Source organism: Nocardioides sp. HDW12B (assembly GCF_011299595.1).
In the GTDB taxonomy this organism is placed as follows: domain Bacteria; phylum Actinomycetota; class Actinomycetes; order Propionibacteriales; family Nocardioidaceae; genus Marmoricola_A.
The window spans coordinates 3,925,903-3,941,652 of record NZ_CP049867.1 but is presented as its reverse complement, the minus strand read 5'-3'; the positions used below and the strand labels follow the sequence as shown (position 1 = coordinate 3,941,652).

General features: G+C 73.4%; 17 protein-coding genes. 12 read left to right on the top strand and 5 right to left on the bottom strand.

Annotated features, from left to right (window positions below; all coding sequences use genetic code 11):
- The first annotated feature begins 41 nt into the window (after nucleotides 1-41).
- The 3 genes from G7072_RS18455 to G7072_RS18445 are packed head-to-tail and all read left to right on the top strand — an operon-like array spanning nucleotide 42 to nucleotide 2,479.
- A complete protein-coding gene (locus G7072_RS18455; RefSeq protein WP_166088996.1) occupies nucleotides 42-512 on the top strand; it encodes an SRPBCC family protein in 471 nt (156 codons plus the stop codon).
- A 59-nt stretch (nucleotides 513-571) separates the two neighbouring features.
- Nucleotides 572-1,414, top strand: coding sequence for a hypothetical protein (locus tag G7072_RS18450; RefSeq protein WP_166088994.1), 843 nt, complete (start codon nucleotides 572-574; stop codon nucleotides 1,412-1,414).
- Between the two features lie 57 nt (nucleotides 1,415-1,471).
- Entirely contained in the window at nucleotides 1,472-2,479 is a 1,008-nt protein-coding gene (locus G7072_RS18445; RefSeq protein WP_166088992.1) for an aldo/keto reductase, read from the top strand.
- Between the two features lie 103 nt (nucleotides 2,480-2,582).
- On the opposite strand, the gene G7072_RS18440 is transcribed toward G7072_RS18445, so the two are convergent.
- The gene (locus tag G7072_RS18440; RefSeq protein ID WP_166088990.1) at nucleotides 2,583-3,122 is read right to left on the bottom strand and encodes a CGNR zinc finger domain-containing protein; all 540 of its coding nucleotides are present in this window, start codon (nucleotides 3,120-3,122) and stop codon (nucleotides 2,583-2,585) included.
- A gap of 39 nt (nucleotides 3,123-3,161) precedes the next feature.
- Between G7072_RS18440 and G7072_RS18435 the strand changes: the two genes are divergently transcribed.
- From G7072_RS18435 to G7072_RS18410, 6 genes are all read left to right on the top strand, one after another.
- The gene (locus G7072_RS18435; protein ID WP_166088988.1) at nucleotides 3,162-4,214 is read left to right on the top strand and encodes a DMT family transporter; all 1,053 of its coding nucleotides are present in this window, start codon (nucleotides 3,162-3,164) and stop codon (nucleotides 4,212-4,214) included.
- Nucleotides 4,165-4,707, top strand: a complete 543-nt coding sequence (locus G7072_RS18430; RefSeq protein WP_166088985.1) for a DUF1992 domain-containing protein — start codon at nucleotides 4,165-4,167, stop codon at nucleotides 4,705-4,707. The genes G7072_RS18435 and G7072_RS18430 overlap by 50 nt, the downstream gene beginning before the upstream one ends.
- Before the next feature lie 37 nt (nucleotides 4,708-4,744).
- A complete protein-coding gene (locus tag G7072_RS18425) occupies nucleotides 4,745-5,041 on the top strand; it encodes a metal-sensitive transcriptional regulator (RefSeq protein ID WP_166088983.1) in 297 nt (98 codons plus the stop codon).
- Between the two features lie 62 nt (nucleotides 5,042-5,103).
- Nucleotides 5,104-5,316 (top strand): heavy-metal-associated domain-containing protein, encoded by a 213-nt coding sequence (locus tag G7072_RS18420; protein ID WP_166088981.1) that lies wholly within the window; start codon nucleotides 5,104-5,106, stop codon nucleotides 5,314-5,316.
- 33 nt (nucleotides 5,317-5,349) lie between these two features.
- Complete coding sequence (locus tag G7072_RS18415) at nucleotides 5,350-7,644, top strand: heavy metal translocating P-type ATPase (RefSeq protein ID WP_166088979.1); 2,295 nt, start codon at nucleotides 5,350-5,352, stop codon at nucleotides 7,642-7,644.
- Between the two features lie 193 nt (nucleotides 7,645-7,837).
- Nucleotides 7,838-8,305: a nuclear transport factor 2 family protein gene (locus G7072_RS18410; protein ID WP_166088977.1), complete on the top strand. Its 468-nt coding sequence runs from the start codon at nucleotides 7,838-7,840 to the stop codon at nucleotides 8,303-8,305.
- A gap of 60 nt (nucleotides 8,306-8,365) precedes the next feature.
- Here G7072_RS18410 and G7072_RS18405 read toward each other — a convergent pair whose 3' ends face one another.
- Nucleotides 8,366-9,340: a glutathione S-transferase C-terminal domain-containing protein gene (locus G7072_RS18405; protein ID WP_240917047.1), complete on the bottom strand. Its 975-nt coding sequence runs from the start codon at nucleotides 9,338-9,340 to the stop codon at nucleotides 8,366-8,368.
- A gap of 87 nt (nucleotides 9,341-9,427) precedes the next feature.
- On the opposite strand from G7072_RS18405, the gene G7072_RS18400 reads away from it, so the two are divergent.
- Complete coding sequence (locus tag G7072_RS18400) at nucleotides 9,428-10,336, top strand: EamA family transporter (RefSeq protein WP_240917046.1); 909 nt, start codon at nucleotides 9,428-9,430, stop codon at nucleotides 10,334-10,336.
- 7 nt (nucleotides 10,337-10,343) lie between these two features.
- Nucleotides 10,344-11,129, top strand: coding sequence for a hypothetical protein (locus tag G7072_RS18395; protein ID WP_166088972.1), 786 nt, complete (start codon nucleotides 10,344-10,346; stop codon nucleotides 11,127-11,129).
- 19 nt (nucleotides 11,130-11,148) lie between these two features.
- On the opposite strand, the gene G7072_RS18390 is transcribed toward G7072_RS18395, so the two are convergent.
- A complete protein-coding gene (locus tag G7072_RS18390) occupies nucleotides 11,149-11,505 on the bottom strand; it encodes a DUF1801 domain-containing protein (RefSeq protein ID WP_206063201.1) in 357 nt (118 codons plus the stop codon).
- Between the two features lie 72 nt (nucleotides 11,506-11,577).
- Between G7072_RS18390 and G7072_RS18385 the strand changes: the two genes are divergently transcribed.
- A complete protein-coding gene (locus G7072_RS18385) occupies nucleotides 11,578-13,488 on the top strand; it encodes a penicillin-binding transpeptidase domain-containing protein (RefSeq protein WP_166088967.1) in 1,911 nt (636 codons plus the stop codon).
- 227 nt (nucleotides 13,489-13,715) lie between these two features.
- Here the strand turns inward: G7072_RS18385 and G7072_RS18380 are convergent, their stop codons facing one another.
- Both G7072_RS18380 and G7072_RS18375 read right to left on the bottom strand, forming a co-directional pair.
- Nucleotides 13,716-15,227, bottom strand: a complete 1,512-nt coding sequence (locus tag G7072_RS18380; protein WP_166088965.1) for a cryptochrome/photolyase family protein — start codon at nucleotides 15,225-15,227, stop codon at nucleotides 13,716-13,718.
- A gap of 7 nt (nucleotides 15,228-15,234) precedes the next feature.
- A complete protein-coding gene (locus G7072_RS18375) occupies nucleotides 15,235-15,705 on the bottom strand; it encodes an SRPBCC family protein (RefSeq protein ID WP_166088963.1) in 471 nt (156 codons plus the stop codon).
- Nucleotides 15,706-15,750 lie beyond the last annotated feature (45 nt).

Genomic DNA, 15,750 nt, shown 5'->3' with positions numbered 1-15,750 from the left:
ACTTTGGACACCCGTCCCCGACCCCGACACCAGGAGCTCCCGTGCCGCAGACCGACGTCGCCCCGATCGAAGCCACCACCGAGATCGACGCGCCCCCGGCCCAGGTGTGGGCGCTGGTCTCGGACCTGCGCAACATGGCGCGCTGGAGCCCGCAGTGCGTGAAGACGTTCGTCCGCGGCGGCGGCGACGTCGCTCAGGGCAGCAAGATGGTCAACATCAACCGCCGTGGCCCGCTCTTCTGGCCCACGCAGTCGAAGGTCGTCCGCTTCACCCCCGAGAAGGAGATCGCCTTCCGGGTCAAGGAGAACTGGACGATCTGGAGCTACACCCTCGAGCCCACCGCCACCGGTGGCACCCGCCTGACCGGCAAGCGCGAGGCGCCCGACGGCATCTCCGACCTGTCGGTGGGCCTGACCAAGCGCGTCCTGGGCGGCACCGAGACCTTCGCCTCCGAGCTCGCCGCCGGCATCCAGCAGACCCTGGGCAAGATCAAGGCCGACGCCGAGCGCTGAGGCGCGCGGCGCCGGGCCCACCGGCCGACCGCGACCGGGGACGGGGGAGACTGACGCACGTGCGCTCCTTCGTCCTGCTGCTCCTGGCCGCCCTCGTCGCGCTCGTGCTCGCGCCGGGTGCCCTCGTGGCGCCGTGGGTGTCGAGCAACGTCACCGACACCGACGCCTACCTCGGGACGGTCGAGCCGCTGGCCGAGGACCCTGACGTCCAGCGCCTGGTCGCGGGCCAGGTCGTGGCCGCGGTCGAGGGCCGGCTGCCCGCCGGGACCGGGGCCGAGGCCGTCGGTCCCGTGGTCCGCCGCGTCGCCGACCAGGTGGTGGCGGGACCGACCTTCGCCGAGGTGTGGCGCGAGTCCAACCGCGGCGTCCACCGCGACGTCGTGGCCGTCCTCGAGGGCCGCAAGGCCGCCGAGGTCGACGACCTCGGCCGGGTCCGCCTGGACCTGACGCCGCTCACCGAGGCCGTCACGCGGTCGCTCTCCGACCGGGGGGTGCCCGGCGCGGACGAGGTCGGCCCGGTCCCGGTCTCCGTGCCCGTGGCCGAGGTCGAGCAGCTCGAGACCGCCCGCGCCGCCTACGACGAGGTCGACCGCCTCGGCTGGCTCCTGCCGGTCGCCTGGCTGGGCGCCGTGCTGCTCGGCATCGCCGTCGCGGCGCGACGCTGGTACGCCGTCGCCGTCATGGGCGTGGCCACCGCTCTCGGGGCCGGCCTGGTGCTGCTCGGCGTGGTCTTCGGCCGTCAGCTGTTCGCCGGGGCGACCGAGCGTGAGGAGCTCGCCGGCGCGGTGTGGGACGTCGTCACCGAGGGCCTGCAGACCCAGGCGTGGATCGCGACCGGGGTCGCGCTCGTCGTGGCCGCCGCTGCCGGGGCCGCCCAACGGTTCGCCGACCGGCGCGACTGAGCGCCCGACCGGCACGGGCACGGCGTACTCCTGCCGCGGGCCGGGTAGGAGGAGGGCATGACTGACGAGACGACGAACGTGGGCCGCCGCACCATCGGACGGGGCGAGCAGGCCCTGGAGGTGTCCGCCCTCGGGCTGGGCTGCATGGGGATGTCGGAGTTCTACGGCTCCTCCGACGAGGACGAGGCGCTGGCCACCATCGGCCGGGCGCTCGACCTGGGCGTGACCTTCCTCGACACCGCCGACATGTACGGCCCGTTCACCAACGAGAAGCTCGTCGGCCGCGCGATCGCGAGCCGGCGCGACGAGGTCCAGCTGGCGACGAAGTTCGGCAACGAGCGCGCCGAGGACGGCACCCGGCTCGGGGTCAACGGCAAGCCCGAGTACGTCCGCTCGGCCTGCGACGCCTCCCTCCAGCGGCTCGGCGTCGACCACCTCGACCTCTACTACCAGCACCGCGTCGACACCACGGTCCCGATCGAGGAGACCGTCGGGGCGATGGGCGAGCTGGTCGCCGCGGGCAAGGTGCGTCACCTCGGGCTGTCCGAGGCCGGCGCGGACACGATCCGACGCGCATACGCGACCCACCCGATCACCGCACTTCAGAGCGAGTACTCCCTGGTCACGCGCGGGCTCGAGGACGAGATCCTCCCGGTGCTGCGCGAGCTCGGGATCGGGCTCGTGCCCTACTCCCCGCTGGGGCGCGGCATGCTGTCCGGCGCGATCGACCGGGTGCTGGCCGACCCCGACGACTCGCGCGGCGGCCGCTTCCCGCGCTTCCAGGGCGAGGCGCTCGAGACCAACCGCCGACTGGTGGCGGCCTTCGAGGAGATCGCCGCGTCGAAGGGCTGCACCTCGGGGCAGCTGGCGCTGGCCTGGGTGCTGGCCCAGGGCGACGACATCGCCCCGATCCCGGGCACCAAGCGGGTCCGCTACCTCGAGGAGAACGTCGGCGCGCTCGACGTGCACCTGTCCGCCGAGGACCTGGCCGCGATCGAGCGGGCCGTGCCGCGCGACGCCGTGGCGGGTGAGCGCTACCCCGACATGTCGGGCATCGAGCGCTGATGCTCGCGGCCTACGCGACTGGTCGAACGGGCAGCTCTCCCGGGAACGGTGCCCGTCAGGGCGCGGACCCGGGGAGCTGCCCGTTCAGACGTACCCGTGGGGGTCAGCCGGAGGTCCGCCGGCGCTCCCGGTAGGCCGCCACGGCGGCCCGGTTGCCGCAGCCCGACGAGCAGAAGCGGCGTGAGCGGTTGCGGGTGAGGTCGACGACGACCCCGCTGCAGTCGTCGAGGTCGCAGACCGAGAGCCGCGACGTCTCGTCGGCCCGGACCACGTCGACCATCGCCATGGCGGTGTCGACGGCGATCCGGGTCGCGAGGGGCTCGTCGTCGGACACGGCGTGCAGGTGCCAGTCCACCGGGTCGTGGCGCACCAGGCGCGGGCAGGCGCGCGACTGCTGGAGCGTCTCGTTGACCAGAGCAGCGGCGGCGTCGCGGTCGGCGGTGAGCATCGCCCGCAGCCGCGGGCGCAGGGCCCTGATCTCGTCGAGGTCGGCGCGGGTGGCTGCCCGGGGCACCGAGTAGTCGAACTCGATGAGGTGGGCCCGCAGCTCGCCGAGCGAGGTCAACGTGTCCGGCTCCTCGGCCGAGTTCACCAGCCAGGCGGCGGCCTGGAGCGCCATCTCGGTGTCATGAGCGAAAACCACGTTGACACCTTACACGTTCGAACCCTAGTGTCATGTTCTATGAGCCACGTGACCCATGACAGCGCAGCAACGGTCGCTGACCTGGCCCGCGCTCGCCGTACGCGTGTGGGGCTGGCCTTCGCCGTCGTCTCGGCCGCGACCTTCGGGCTGTCCGGCGGGCTGGCCCGCGGCTCGCTCGAGGCCGGTTGGAGCCCGGGATCCCTCGTCCTGGTCCGGGTCGGGCTGGGCGCGCTGCTCCTGCTCCCGCTCGGGCTGCGCGCGCTCGACGGCCGGTGGCACCTCGTGCGTGCCAACCTCGGCCGCATCGCGGCCTTCGGGTTCCTCGGCGTGATGGTCGCGCAGTTCTCCTTCTTCTCCGCCGTGCAGACGATGCAGGTCGGACCGGCGCTGCTCATCGAGTACACCGCCCCCGCCGCGATCGTGGTGTGGCTGTGGCTGCGCCACGGCGAGCGCCCCTCGCGCACGACGCTGGCCGGGGCCGCGGTCGCCGCCGTCGGGCTCGTGCTCGTCCTCGACCTGCTCTCCGGCGCGGACCTGAGCGTGCCCGGCGTGCTGTGGGCGCTGGCGGCGATGGTCGGGGTGTCGGGCTACTTCCTGCTCTCGGCCGAGAGCGGCACCTCCCTGCCGCCGATCGCCCTGGCCGCGGGCGGGCTGCTGGCCGGCAGCGCCGGGCTGGGCCTGCTCGGCCTCACCGGGCTGATGCCGATGCGCGCGACCACCGCCGAGGTGGTGCTGGTGGGCCAGGTCGTCGACTGGTGGGTCCCCCTCGTCCTGCTCGGCGTCTTCACCGCCGCCGTCTCCTACGCCACCGGGGTCGCCGCCACCCGTCGCCTCGGCTCGCGCCTCGCGTCGTTCGTCGCCCTGCTCGAGGTGGTGGCGGGCGTCGGGTTCGCCTGGCTGCTGCTCGGCGAGCTGCCGGGCCCCGTGCAGCTGCTCGGCGGGGTGCTGATCCTGGCCGGCGTGGTGACGGTGAAGGTGGGCGAGGGTCGGGCCGCGCTCACCCCTGGGGGTGGTGGCTACCGTGGTGGCCGAGGTGATGACGATGCCTTCGACCCACGAACCGACGGGACCGTCGGACCCGCAGCCGCCTGAGAACGACACCGACGGGCCGGCCGGACCGGACGATCCGGACCAGGAGCGACGTACCTCCTGGCGCCTGCGGCGCCGCGAGAAGAGCGACAAGGCCGCCGCCGAGGAGCGGATCCGCAACCAGGCCTCCTGGGTGGACCTGCAGGTGCAGCAGGCGATGGCGCGCGGCGACTTCGACGACCTGCCCGGCTACGGCAAGCCGCTGAAGCTGCGCAACACCGACGACCCCGACTGGTTCGTCAAGCAGCTGGTCGAGCGGGAGAACATCACCGGCGTGCTGCCGGCCGCGCTTCAGATCCGCAAGGACGACGCCGCCCTCGACGACCGGCTCGACCGCCTCAACACCGAGAAGCAGGTGCGCGAGGCGGTGACCGAGTTCAACGCCGCCGTACGGCGCGCGCTCTACTCAACCTGGGGGAACCCGCCGGTCGTCACCTCCCCGCGCGACGTCGAGGAGGAGGTCGTGCGCTGGCGCTCCCGTCGCGCACGCCCCTGACTGGTCCGAATTACCCTGGGGGGGTATAGTCGCCATCATGAGCGAGCACGCGCACCCCGGCTACCTGCAGACCAAGGACACCTACCTCAAGCGGCTGCGTCGCATCGAGGGACAGGCCCGCGGCCTGCAGCGCATGGTCGAGGAGGAGACCTACTGCATCGACATCCTCACGCAGGTCTCGGCCATGACGAAGGCGCTCCAGGCCGTCGCCCTCGGCCTCCTCGAGGAGCACGTCGAGCACTGCGTCGCCGACGCTGTCCGCGCGGGCGGGCCCGAGGCGCAGGACAAGCTGCGCGAGGCCAACGAGGCCATCGCGCGCCTCGTCCGCTCCTGACGGCGTACGTCGCCCCGCTCGCGCCCCGCACGACCCCCACCACCCGATCCCAGGAGAAACCGATGAGCACCCAGACCTACACCGTCACGGGCATGACCTGCGGCCACTGCGTCGCCTCCGTCACCGAGGAGGTGACCGAGGTCGCCGGCGTCGCCGCCGTCGACGTCGACCTCGCCTCCGGCGCCCTCACCGTCACCCCGAGCGACCCCGCCTCCCCCGTCGACGACGGCGCCGTCCGCGCCGCCGTCGAGGAGGCCGGCTACGCGCTGGCCTGACCGGCCACCCACCCACCACCCCCGGGACACCTCATGACCAGCACCCGCACGAGCCCGCCGACGGGCAGTCCGCGCAGCGGCTCGAGCAGCAGCCCGACCGGCGACGACCTCGTCGGGGTCACCACCGACCTCGACGTCACCGGCATGACGTGCGCGTCGTGCGCGAACCGGATCGAGCGCAAGCTCAACAAGCTCGACGGCGTGGTGGCCACGGTCAACTACGCGACCGAGAAGGCCAGCGTGCGGCACGCGCCGGGCGTCGCCGTGACCGACCTGCTGCGCACCGTCGAGCAGGCCGGCTACGCCGCCACCGAGCACGACCCCGCCCCCCAGGGCGGCACGGCCCCGCACGACGCCGCGTCCGAGCTCCGCGCCGACGACCTGCGCCGCCGCGTGCTCGTCGCCGGCGCCCTCACCGTCCCGGTCACAGTCCTGGCGATGGCCCCCGGGGTCGACGTCGCGGGCGAGGGCTGGTGGCAGCTCGTCCTCACCACCCCCGTCGTGCTGTGGGCCGGGCTGCCCTTCCACCGCGCCAGCCTGGTCAATGCCCGCCACGGTGCCTCCACCATGGACACCCTCGTCTCGATCGGCACGCTGGCGGCGTACCTCTGGTCCGTCGTCGCGCTGGTCGCCGGCGGCCACGCGCACTACTACTTCGAGACCGCTGCCGTGGTCACCACCTTCCTGCTCGCCGGCCGGTACGCCGAGGCGCGGGCCAAGCGCCGGGCCGGGGCCGCGCTGCGCTCGCTGCTCGACCTCGGGGCCAAGGACGTCGCGGTGCTGCCCGAGGGACCCGCCGGCGGCGACGGGCCCGACGGGCCCGAGCAGCGCGTCCCGGTCGACCGGCTCCGCCCCGGCACCCGCTTCGTCGTGCGCCCGGGCGAGAAGGTCGCCACCGACGGCGTGGTCGAGCAGGGCCGCTCCAGCGTCGACCAGTCGCTGCTGACCGGCGAGTCCGTGCCGGTCGAGGTAGGGGTCGGCGACCACGTCGTCGGCGCCACGGTCAACGGCGGCGGGCGTCTCGTGGTCCGCGCCACCGCGGTCGGGTCCGACACCCAGCTGGCCCAGATCTCCCGGCTCGTCGAGCAGGCCCAGTCGGGCAAGGCGGCCGTGCAGCGGCTGGCCGACCGGGTGTCGTCGGTCTTCGTACCGGTCGTGCTCGTGATCGCCGCCGCCACCCTCGCGGTCTGGCTGCTGACCGGCCAGCCCGCGGACCAGGCGTTCTCGGCCGCCGTCGCGGTCCTGATCATCGCCTGCCCCTGTGCGCTCGGGCTGGCCACGCCCACGGCCCTGCTCGTCGGCAGCGGCCGCGGCGCCCAGCTCGGCATGCTCATCAGCGGCCCGGAGGTGCTCGAGGCCACCCGTCGTGTCGACACCGTGGTCCTCGACAAGACCGGGACCGTCACCACCGGCCGGATGTCGGTGACCGACGTCGTCGCCGTTGCCTCCGCGTCGGGCGAGCCGACCGGGGCGGCGGACGTGCTGCGGGTCGCCGCCGCCCTGGAGAGCGCCTCGGAGCACCCCGTCGCCCGCGCGCTCGTCGAGCACGCCGCCGATGAGGGTCTCGACCTCGCGCCTGTCAGCGACTTCACCAACGTGGAGGGGCTCGGGGTCGAGGGCACCGTCGAGGGCCGCGCGGTCCTCGTGGGCCGGCCGGCGCTGCTGACCGGGCGCGGCGTCGCCGTACCCCCCGAGCTCGACGCCGCCCTCGACGACGCCCGCTCCCGCGGCCGCACCGCGGTGCTGGTGGCCTGGGACGGGACGGCCCGTGGCCTGGTCGCCGTGGCCGACACGGTGAAGCCGACGTCGGCGGCCGCCGTCGCCGCGCTGCGCGAGCTGGGCCTCCGCCCGGTGCTGCTGACCGGTGACCACCAGACGGTGGCGCGCGAGGTCGCCGCCGCCGTGGGCATCGACGAGGTCGTGGCCGACGTGCTGCCGGCCGACAAGGTCGCGGTCGTGGCTCGGCTGCAGGGCGAGGGACGGGTGGTCGCGATGGTGGGCGACGGCGTCAACGACGCCGCCGCGCTGGCGCAGGCCGACCTGGGCCTGGCCATGGGCACCGGCTCCGACGTCGCCATCCAGGCGGCCGACATCACCCTGGTGCGCGGCGACCTGCTGCTCGTCGGTGACGCGCTGCGCCTGGCCCGGCGGACGCTGACGACGATCAAGGCCAACCTGTTCTGGGCGTTCGCCTACAACGTCGCCGCCCTCCCGCTGGCGGCGCTCGGCGTGCTCGACCCGATGATCGCGGGCGCCGCGATGGCGGCGAGCTCGCTGTTCGTCGTCGGCAACAGCCTGCGGCTGCGGCGCTTCACCCCGGCCGCGTGAGCGGCTGAACGTCGACCCGGCACGCGCGTCGGGGCCAGGCACGTGATGGTCAGGCCGGCGCCGGGTGTGACCAGGTTCCGGGTAGCCCGTCCTGCCCGGGGTGCCCTAGGTCCCGTGCGCCACGCCCGGGACGCGGACTAGACAGGACCTCAGGCCCGGACACCGTCGTCCGGGCCCCGGCCGGGAGGTGCGCGTGCTGCAGGACCACCGGTGCACCGCCGTGCGGCACCACTACGCCCAGGTCGCCTCCGAGCTTGACCGTCTGTGGTCGCTCTGCGCCGACGACATCGTCTTCCACGTCGCCGGCACGCACCCGCTGTCGGGCAGCTACTTCGGCCGCGACGCCGTCGGCACCTACGTCGACGCCGTGCGGCGCGTGCCGGGCGACCATCCCGGCTTCACCGTCACCTCTGTGCTCGCCGACCACCACAAGAACCTGCTGCTCGTCGAGGGCACGGCCCGTCACGGCGACCCGGCCTTCGTCCGGACGGTCGTGCACGTGCTGCGCTTCCGTGACGAGAAGCTGGTCGAGTACTGGGACTACCCCTTCGACCAGCCGGCCGAGGACACCTTCTGGCGCACCGCCCTGCCGGCCCGCGTCCCGGTCCAGCGCTCGCCGCGGGTCTCGGCTCCCCCCACGCCGCCGCTGCACCGGCTCTGAGGCTCGGGCGGCCGCAGCGCCGTACGCCGTCCTCCGCCGCGCTTGGGGCGCGCCGCTCCGTCAGCCGCGCCCGTGGGGCGTGAGCCAGACGTCCGGGTCGGGACCCTTCGGGACGATCTTCGTGGGGTTGATGTCGGTCTGCACGACGTAGTAGTGCGCCTTGATCTGCTCGAAGTCGACCGTGTCGCCGAACTCCGGGACCTGGTAGAGGTCGCGCGCGTAGCCCCAGAGGTTCGACATCTCCTTGAGCTGGTTGCGGTTGCACTTGAAGTGCGCGTAGTAGACCGCGTCGAAGCGGGCGAGGGTCGTGAAGAGCCGGACGTCGGCCTCGGTGACGGTGTCGCCCATGAGGTAGCGCCGGTCGCCGAGTCGCTCCTCGAGCCAGTCCATGGCGGTCCACAGCCGGTCGTAGGCCTCCTCGTAGGACTCCTGCGAGCCCGCGAAGCCGCAGCGGTAGACTCCGTTGTTGACCTCGGTGAACACCCGCTTCATGACCTCCTCCATCTCGTCGCGGACGTCGTCGGGCCACAGGTCCGGGGCGTCGGGACGGTGGTGGTCGCGCCACTCGAAGAAGAAGTCGTGGGTGATCTGCGGGAAGTCGTTGGTGACGACCGCCTTGCTCTCGATGTCGACCATCGCGGGCACCGTGATGCCCTTGGGGTAGTCCGGGATGCGGTTGACGTACGCCTCCTGGAGCTTCTCGATGCCCAGCACCGGGTCGCGCCCGCCCTCGTTGAGGTCGAAGGTCCACGAGTCGGCGTCGTGGGTGGGCCCGGCCAGACCCATCGAGATCACGTCCTGCAGGCCGAGCAGGTTGCGCACGATGATCGAGCGGTTCGCCCACGGGCAGGCCTTGGCCGCCGCGAGGTGGTAGCGGCCGGGCTCGGCCGGCCAGGTCTTCGCCTCGACCTCTCCCACGCGGGGGTCCTGGGAACGGCCCGGCTCGGTGGTGATGCGGTCAGGGATGTAGTCCATGTCCCGCTCGAAGGCCTGGCCCTCGGTCACGTAGCTGCCGGCGGTGTCCTTCACGCGCACTCCCCTGGAGATCGTCAGATGTTGCTTCAACTCTCCCCCCTCGGACGGCCCGCCACACCCCGGGGGCCGGGCACCTATCCTCGGCGGGTGACGGCTGCGGACACCTCGGGACGGACCGCGCGTCGTCGTACGCCGAACCGCCGCTCGTTCGGGTCCCGGCCGGTGTGGCTGGTGCTGGCCGGCATCGCCTCGGTCCAGCTCGGCGCGGCGTTCTCCAAGCAGCTCTTCACGCTCCTCGAGCCCACGGCGGTTGTCTGGCTGCGGCTCGTGGCGTCGTCGATCATCCTGCTCGCGATCGCGCGGCCCCGGCTGCGCGGCCGCAGCCGGGTCGACTGGCGGACGGTGCTGCTGTTCGGGCTGGTGCTCGGCACCATGAACTGGGCGATCTACCAGTCGTTCGCGCGCATGCCGCTCGGACTGGCCGTCACCATCGAGTTCCTCGGGCCGCTGACCGTGGCTCTGGTGGGGTCGCGCAAGAAGCTCGACCTGGCCTGGGTGGGGCTGGCCGCCCTGGGGGTGGCGCTGCTGGGCTTCGGCGGGGGCGGTGTCACGGTCGGCGGCGTCGTCTTCGCCCTGCTGGCCGGCGCGGCCTGGGGCCTCTACATCCCGCTGAGCGCGGCCGTCGGTCGCGGCTGGGACGGCCTGTCCGGGCTGGCCGTGGCCAGCCTCGTCGGCACCGTCGCGCTCGCGCCGTTCGCGATCGCGATCGGCGGCGCCGACCTGCTCGGCACCCGCGTGCTCGTCGTCGGGGCCCTGGTCGGGCTGCTGTCGAGCGTCATCCCGTACAGCTTCGAGATGGCTGCGCTGCGGACGATGCCGCCGCGGGTGTTCGGCATCCTCATGAGTCTCGAGCCCGCCGCCGCCGCGATGGCCGGGCTGCTGGTGCTCTCCGAGCAGCTCGGGGTGCGGGAGTGGGTCGCCGTCGTGTGCGTCGTGGTCGCCAGCGCCGGCGTCACCCGCAGCGCCACGCCTCCTGCCGCTCCGGCTCCGGACTGAGGCCGCGATGGCGCGCCCCGACTCCTTCCTTCGCTCCGTCGCACCGCTGGCGCTCACCGGTGTGCTCGCCGCGGTGGCCACCTATGCCCTCGAGGTGCTGCTGACGGGCGAGTCGCCGGCCGACCGGGCGGCCGACCCCGACCTCGGGCTGGTGCTGGCCCTGCACCGGGCCGGCGCCGTGGTCGTCAGCCTCGCGGCGCTGTGGTTCCTGCGGGGGCTGTGGTCCGACCGCCAGCTGCTGCGCGGCCGCGACGACCGGCTCACCGGCGAGTACCTCGCCGCGGGCCTGCTGGGCACGCTGTTCTCGGCGCTGGCCGGGACGCCGGTGGGCGTCGCCGTGTGCTCCCTCGCCGTCCTGCTGCTCGCGGTCGTCCGCCGGGACGCGGCCGACCCGGAGGGCCCGCCCGGCCGCGACCTCAGGAACGCCGCCTTCGTCGCCCTGGCCGGCGGCATGCTCCACCTCGGCGTCGTGGAGACCTTCGACGTCTGGGCCCAGTGGCGCCTCGGCCTCAGCGAAGCCGAGGAGCTGCGCGCGGCGTACGCCGACAGCCTCGGGGCCGACGTCGTGGGTCGGCCGCTGCTCGTCGTGGCGACCGTCGCCGCGCTCGCGGTGCCCGCCGCGATCGTGCGGCACCGCAACGTCCTGCACCACGTGCGCTTCACGGCCCTGGCCGTGTGCGCCTCCCCTGTCGCGGTCGGCGCGATGGCGGGCAGCACGGTGCTCGTCGGCATCGGCGTGGGGTCGTTCCTGCTGGCGCTCGCGCTGTCGTGGCGCTCGCCGTACTCCACCTGAGCCCGTCGCACCCGCCCGCTCAGCGCGTGTTCTGCGCGACCAGGAGGTGGGCGACCTTCTCGATCAGCTCGAGCGGCATCGGCTCGGAGAGCGGCAGCTTCAGCGTGCCCCGGCCGGCGAGGTAGCGGTCGATCTCGGGTTCCAGGCTCGAGACGTCGTCGGGCACGGGGTAGATGCTGACGTGGTGCCTCCACCCGGCGAAGTGCACCAGGTTGCGGCCCTCGAGGCGCATCGTCGGGATGCCGTAGCTGATGACCTCGTCGGCTCCCGGGGCGGCGGCGCGGATACGGTCCTGCACCTGGCGCAGCACCTCGGCGACGTCGTCCGGGAACGAGTCGAGGTACTCCTTCACGGTGTCGAACTGCGTTGCTGACACGATGGCCTCCCGCCTCCGAGGGCCCCTCAGCCCCGTTGCGGCCATCTCACCACGACCCGGGGGACGATGCCGATGACTCCGACCACCCGCCGAGGCGCGGCTCGCGCCGCGCTGGCCGCGCTGCTGGTGACGCCGCTCGCCGCCTGCTCCTTCGGCGCCGAGCCCGACCCGCAGGACGCCGCCGACGACCTCGCGGCCGGCCTCGAGGCCGGGGAGCTGGCGGACGGCCTGTTCTCCGACGGCACCCCGCAGGCGGAGTACGACGCAATCGTGACGGACCTGGTCGAGGGTGCCGGGCTGTCGCCGGCGGTGACGGTGGAGACCGTCACGGAGGCCGAGGACGGTGAGCGGGCCACCGTCACGCTGTCGTGGGAGTGGGCGACCGGTCCGGAGGTCTGGTCCTACGAGACGACCGCCGACCTGACGCTGCCCGAGGACGCCGAGGCGTGGCAGGCCACCTGGGACCCCGCTCTCGTCGAGCCCTCGCTGAGCGGTGACGCCACCCTCGACGTGACACGGGTGCCCGCGCCGCGGGCGCAGGTGCTCGGCGCGGACCGGGCGGTGCTGGTCCGCGACCGGCCGGTGGTGCGCATCGGCATCGACAAGAGCCGCCTCGGGTCCGCCGCCGCTGTGGCCAACGGACGCCGCCTGGCGGCTGCCGTCGACGTGGACCCCGGGCCCTACGCGGAGCTGGTCCGCAGCTCCGGCGACCTGGCCTTCGTCGAGGCGCTCGTGCTCCGCGCCTCGGAGGCCGCCCCCGTGGTCTCGGCGATCCGCGGCATCCGCGGGGCGGTGGCGATCGACGACGAGCTGCCCCTCGCCCCGACCCGCGAGTTCGCCGCGCCGATCCTGGGGCGGGTGGGTCCGGTGACGGCCGAGCTCGTCGAGTCCTCCGACGGTCGGCTGCAGGCCGGGGACGTGGCGGGCGTGTCCGGGCTCCAGGCGAGGTACGACGAGCAGCTCGCCGGCACCCCGGGGATCGTCGTCAGCGCCGGCGACGAGGAGCTGTTCTCCACCGACCCGGAGCCCGGCCAGCCCCTGGTCACAACCCTCGACCCGCGCCTGCAGGCGAAGGCCGAGCGGGTGCTCGCCGTACCGGAGGGCGCGGAGTCGCCGCCCACCGCCATCGTCGCGGTCCGTCCCTCCGACGGGGCGATCCTCGCCGCGGCCAGCGGGGTCGGCGGCGACGGGCTGAACGTCGCGACCTACGGTCAGTACGCCCCCGGCTCGACGTTCAAGGTGGTCTCGTCGCTGGCGCTGCTGCGCGCCGGGCTCCGCCCGGACTCACGCGTGTCGTGCCCGGCGACGCTGAGCGTGGACGGCAAGTCGTTCAAGAACTACGACGACTACCCGTCCACCGGGCTCGGCGAGATCACGCTGCGCCAGGCGGTGGCGAACTCGTGCAACACCGCGTTCGTCGGGTCGGCCGGCGAGCTCGGCCGCGGCGACCTCGCGGAGGCGGCCGCGGCCCTCGGCCTCGGTGTCGACCAGGACCTCGGCTTCCCGGCGTACTTCGGCCAGGTGCCGCCGCCGCGCAGCGAGACCGAGGCCGCCGCCGACCTGATCGGGCAGGGCACCGTGCTGGCCTCCCCGATGGCGATGGCCACGGTGGCCGCGTCGGTGCGCGCGGGCCGGACCGTGACGCCGTACCTGCTGGAGGAGTTCCGGCCCGAGGCCGCACCGGACGCTCCCCTGACCGCCGCCGAGGGCCGGGCGCTGCGCGGGCTGATGCAGGCGGTCGTCACCGAGGGCTCGGGCTCCGTGCTCGCCGGGGTGGCCGACGGCGCCAAGACCGGCACCGCGGAGTACGGCGACCCGCTGCCCGACGGGTCCCTGGCCACCCACGCCTGGATGATCGCCTTCTCCGACGGTGGGCCCGGACCGGACGACGACCTCGCCGTCGCCGCCTTCGTCGAGACCGGCGACTCCGGCTCGGTCACCGCCGGCCCCCTCCTCCGTTCCTTCCTCGCCCCCACCCCCTGACCAGAGCCTCACCTTCCTCGCGAAGCGTCAGTTGTGCAGGTCCGAAGCGTCAGTTGTGCAGGTCCGAAGCGTCAGTTGTGCAGGCGCGAAACGCCAGTTGTGCAGGACTGACGCGCACGACTGGCGTCTCGCGCCCGCACAACTGACGTCTCGCGACGGCAGACCTGGCGTCTCGCGCGCGCAGAAGTGACGTCTCGCGACCGCACAACTGAAGTCTCGCGCAGGGGTCAGGGGGCGCGGGAGCCGCGGCGGTCCTCCTGCTCGACGAGCTCGGGGAGGTCCGTGAGCCGGTCGAGGCCCTTGACCGCGCGCGCCATGCGCTGGTTCTTCGCGAAGTCGTCGCGGTGCCGGTCGAGGAACCACCAGTAGCCGGCCGAGAAGGGGCAGGCGTCGTCACCCACGCGCACCTTCGGGTTGAGCGGGCACTCGCCGCAGTAGTCCGTCATCTTGTCGAGGTAGGCGCCGCCCGACGTGTAGGGCTTGGTCGCCATCACCCCGCCGTCGGCGTGCTGCGACATCCCCACGACGTTCGGCACCATCACCCAGTCGTAGCCGTCGACGAACGCGCGGTGGAACCAGTCGGTGACCTCGAGCGGCTTCCAGCCGCGCTGCATGGCGTAGCTGCCGAGGATCATCAGGCGCGGAATGTGGTGGACCCAGCCGTGCCGGTCGACGTCGTCGAGGGTCCGCGACAGGCACCGCGCCTTCGTGGCGGACCCGTCGAGCTCGGCGAACCAGTCCGGGATGCCGCGACGCGCGTTCAGCCCGTTGCGGCGGCGGTAGTCCTCGCCGAGGTGCCAGTAGAGGTGCCACACGTAGTCGCGCCAGCCCATCACCTGCCGCACGAACCCCTCCACGCTCGCGAGCCGCGCGCCGTCGGAGCGGTGCCGCTCCTCGGCCTGGCGTACGACGTCCAGCGGGTCGAGCAGGCCGAGGTTGAGGGGGGCCGAGACCAGCGAGTGCGCCATCCAGGGGTCGTCGGCGAGCACGGCGTCCTCGTAGGTGCCGAACGGCTCGAGGCGGTGGTCGAGGAAGTCGGTCAACGCGGTCTGCGCCTCGCCCGGTGTGACCGAGAAGCGGCGAGGACCGTCGGACCCCAGGAACGAGATCCCGGTCCGGCCGTCGGACGCCCAGCCGTCGAGGTCGCGGCGCACCGCCTCGTCGATCGCGTCCTCCTGCGGCCACCACGGCTCATCGACGCCGAGCGTCGTCGCGCCCTTGGGCGGCGACTCGCGGTTGTCGGCGTCGTAGTTCCACGACCCGCCGACGGGCTCGCCGTCGTCCTCGAGAAGTACGCCGTGCCGGCGGCGGGCGTCGCGGTAGAAGTCCTCCATGAGCAGCCGCTTGCTGCCGCGACCCTCGGCCCAGCGCGTGAAGTCCTCCCGCTCCGTGACGAAGCCACGGGGCGGGAGGATCTCGATCTCACGCCGCTCGGCCAGCCGCTGGACGAAGCGCAGCGCGACGTGGCTGGTGGGGTGGACGACCTGCAGCGGCCCGTCGACCTGCGCCAGCGCCTCGCGGTAGGTGCCGGTCTGCAGGAACGTCACGTCGCGGCCAGCCTCGCGCAACTCCTCGACGCGGTGCCGCATCGCGGAGAGCACGAGGTGGGCCTTCTGCCGGTGGAAGGTCCGCCGCCGAAACACCGCCTTCGACTCGACGACGAGCAACGGCCCGTCGTGGTCGTCGGTGAAGTGCGGCCCCAGCTGGTCGGCGAACAACCACCGCGTCGGCGCGCTCACGGGCGCGTCAGGACCCGGTGACGGCCTGGTCGAGGCGGTTGAGGGTGTCCTCGAGCTGCTCCTGCTTGACGAGCGGGAAGCCGATCTTCGTGAGCAGGTCCTGGTCGGTGACGCCGCTCCAGTCGTAGGTCTGGCGCACCAGCGTGCTGTCGGAGCCCTGCGACTCCAGCTCCCACAGCCACTCCCAGCCGGGCGGCTCGGTGCCGCGCGGGGCGGTCTTCCACGCGATGAGGTGGTTGGGGTCGAAGCCGGTGACGTGGTTGTCGACCTGGTACTCCCCACCCATGTGGTCGCCGGTCATGTTCATGACGAACTGCTGGCCGGACTTCGTGATGCGGTCGCCCTTCTCGAGCGAGCGCACGAAGCCGGAGCCGTCGAGGTCGACGTGGCGGTGCGGATTGCTCAGGACGTCGAAGACGGCGTCGGAGGAGGCGTTGATGGTCTTCTCGACCGTGATCTTGGTGTCCGAAGTGGTCATGGTGAATTCGTGCTCCGAACACCCCACCCTCAAACCTGCACGTCC

Excerpts from the sequence above, each read along its gene's own strand:
- G7072_RS18445 (WP_166088992.1), top strand. The coding sequence starts at position 1,472 with ATGACTGACGAGACGACGAACGTGGGCCGCCGCACCATCGGACGGGGC.
- G7072_RS18435 (WP_166088988.1), top strand. The coding sequence starts at position 3,162 with ATGAGCCACGTGACCCATGACAGCGCAGCAACGGTCGCTGACCTGGCC.
- G7072_RS18430 (WP_166088985.1), top strand. The coding sequence starts at position 4,165 with ATGCCTTCGACCCACGAACCGACGGGACCGTCGGACCCGCAGCCGCCT.
- G7072_RS18425 (WP_166088983.1), top strand. The coding sequence starts at position 4,745 with ATGAGCGAGCACGCGCACCCCGGCTACCTGCAGACCAAGGACACCTAC.
- G7072_RS18420 (WP_166088981.1), top strand. The coding sequence starts at position 5,104 with ATGAGCACCCAGACCTACACCGTCACGGGCATGACCTGCGGCCACTGC.
- G7072_RS18415 (WP_166088979.1), top strand. The coding sequence starts at position 5,350 with ATGACCAGCACCCGCACGAGCCCGCCGACGGGCAGTCCGCGCAGCGGC.
- G7072_RS18395 (WP_166088972.1), top strand. The coding sequence starts at position 10,344 with ATGGCGCGCCCCGACTCCTTCCTTCGCTCCGTCGCACCGCTGGCGCTC.
- G7072_RS18385 (WP_166088967.1), top strand. The coding sequence starts at position 11,578 with ATGACTCCGACCACCCGCCGAGGCGCGGCTCGCGCCGCGCTGGCCGCG.
- G7072_RS18375 (WP_166088963.1), bottom strand. The coding sequence starts at position 15,705 with ATGACCACTTCGGACACCAAGATCACGGTCGAGAAGACCATCAACGCC.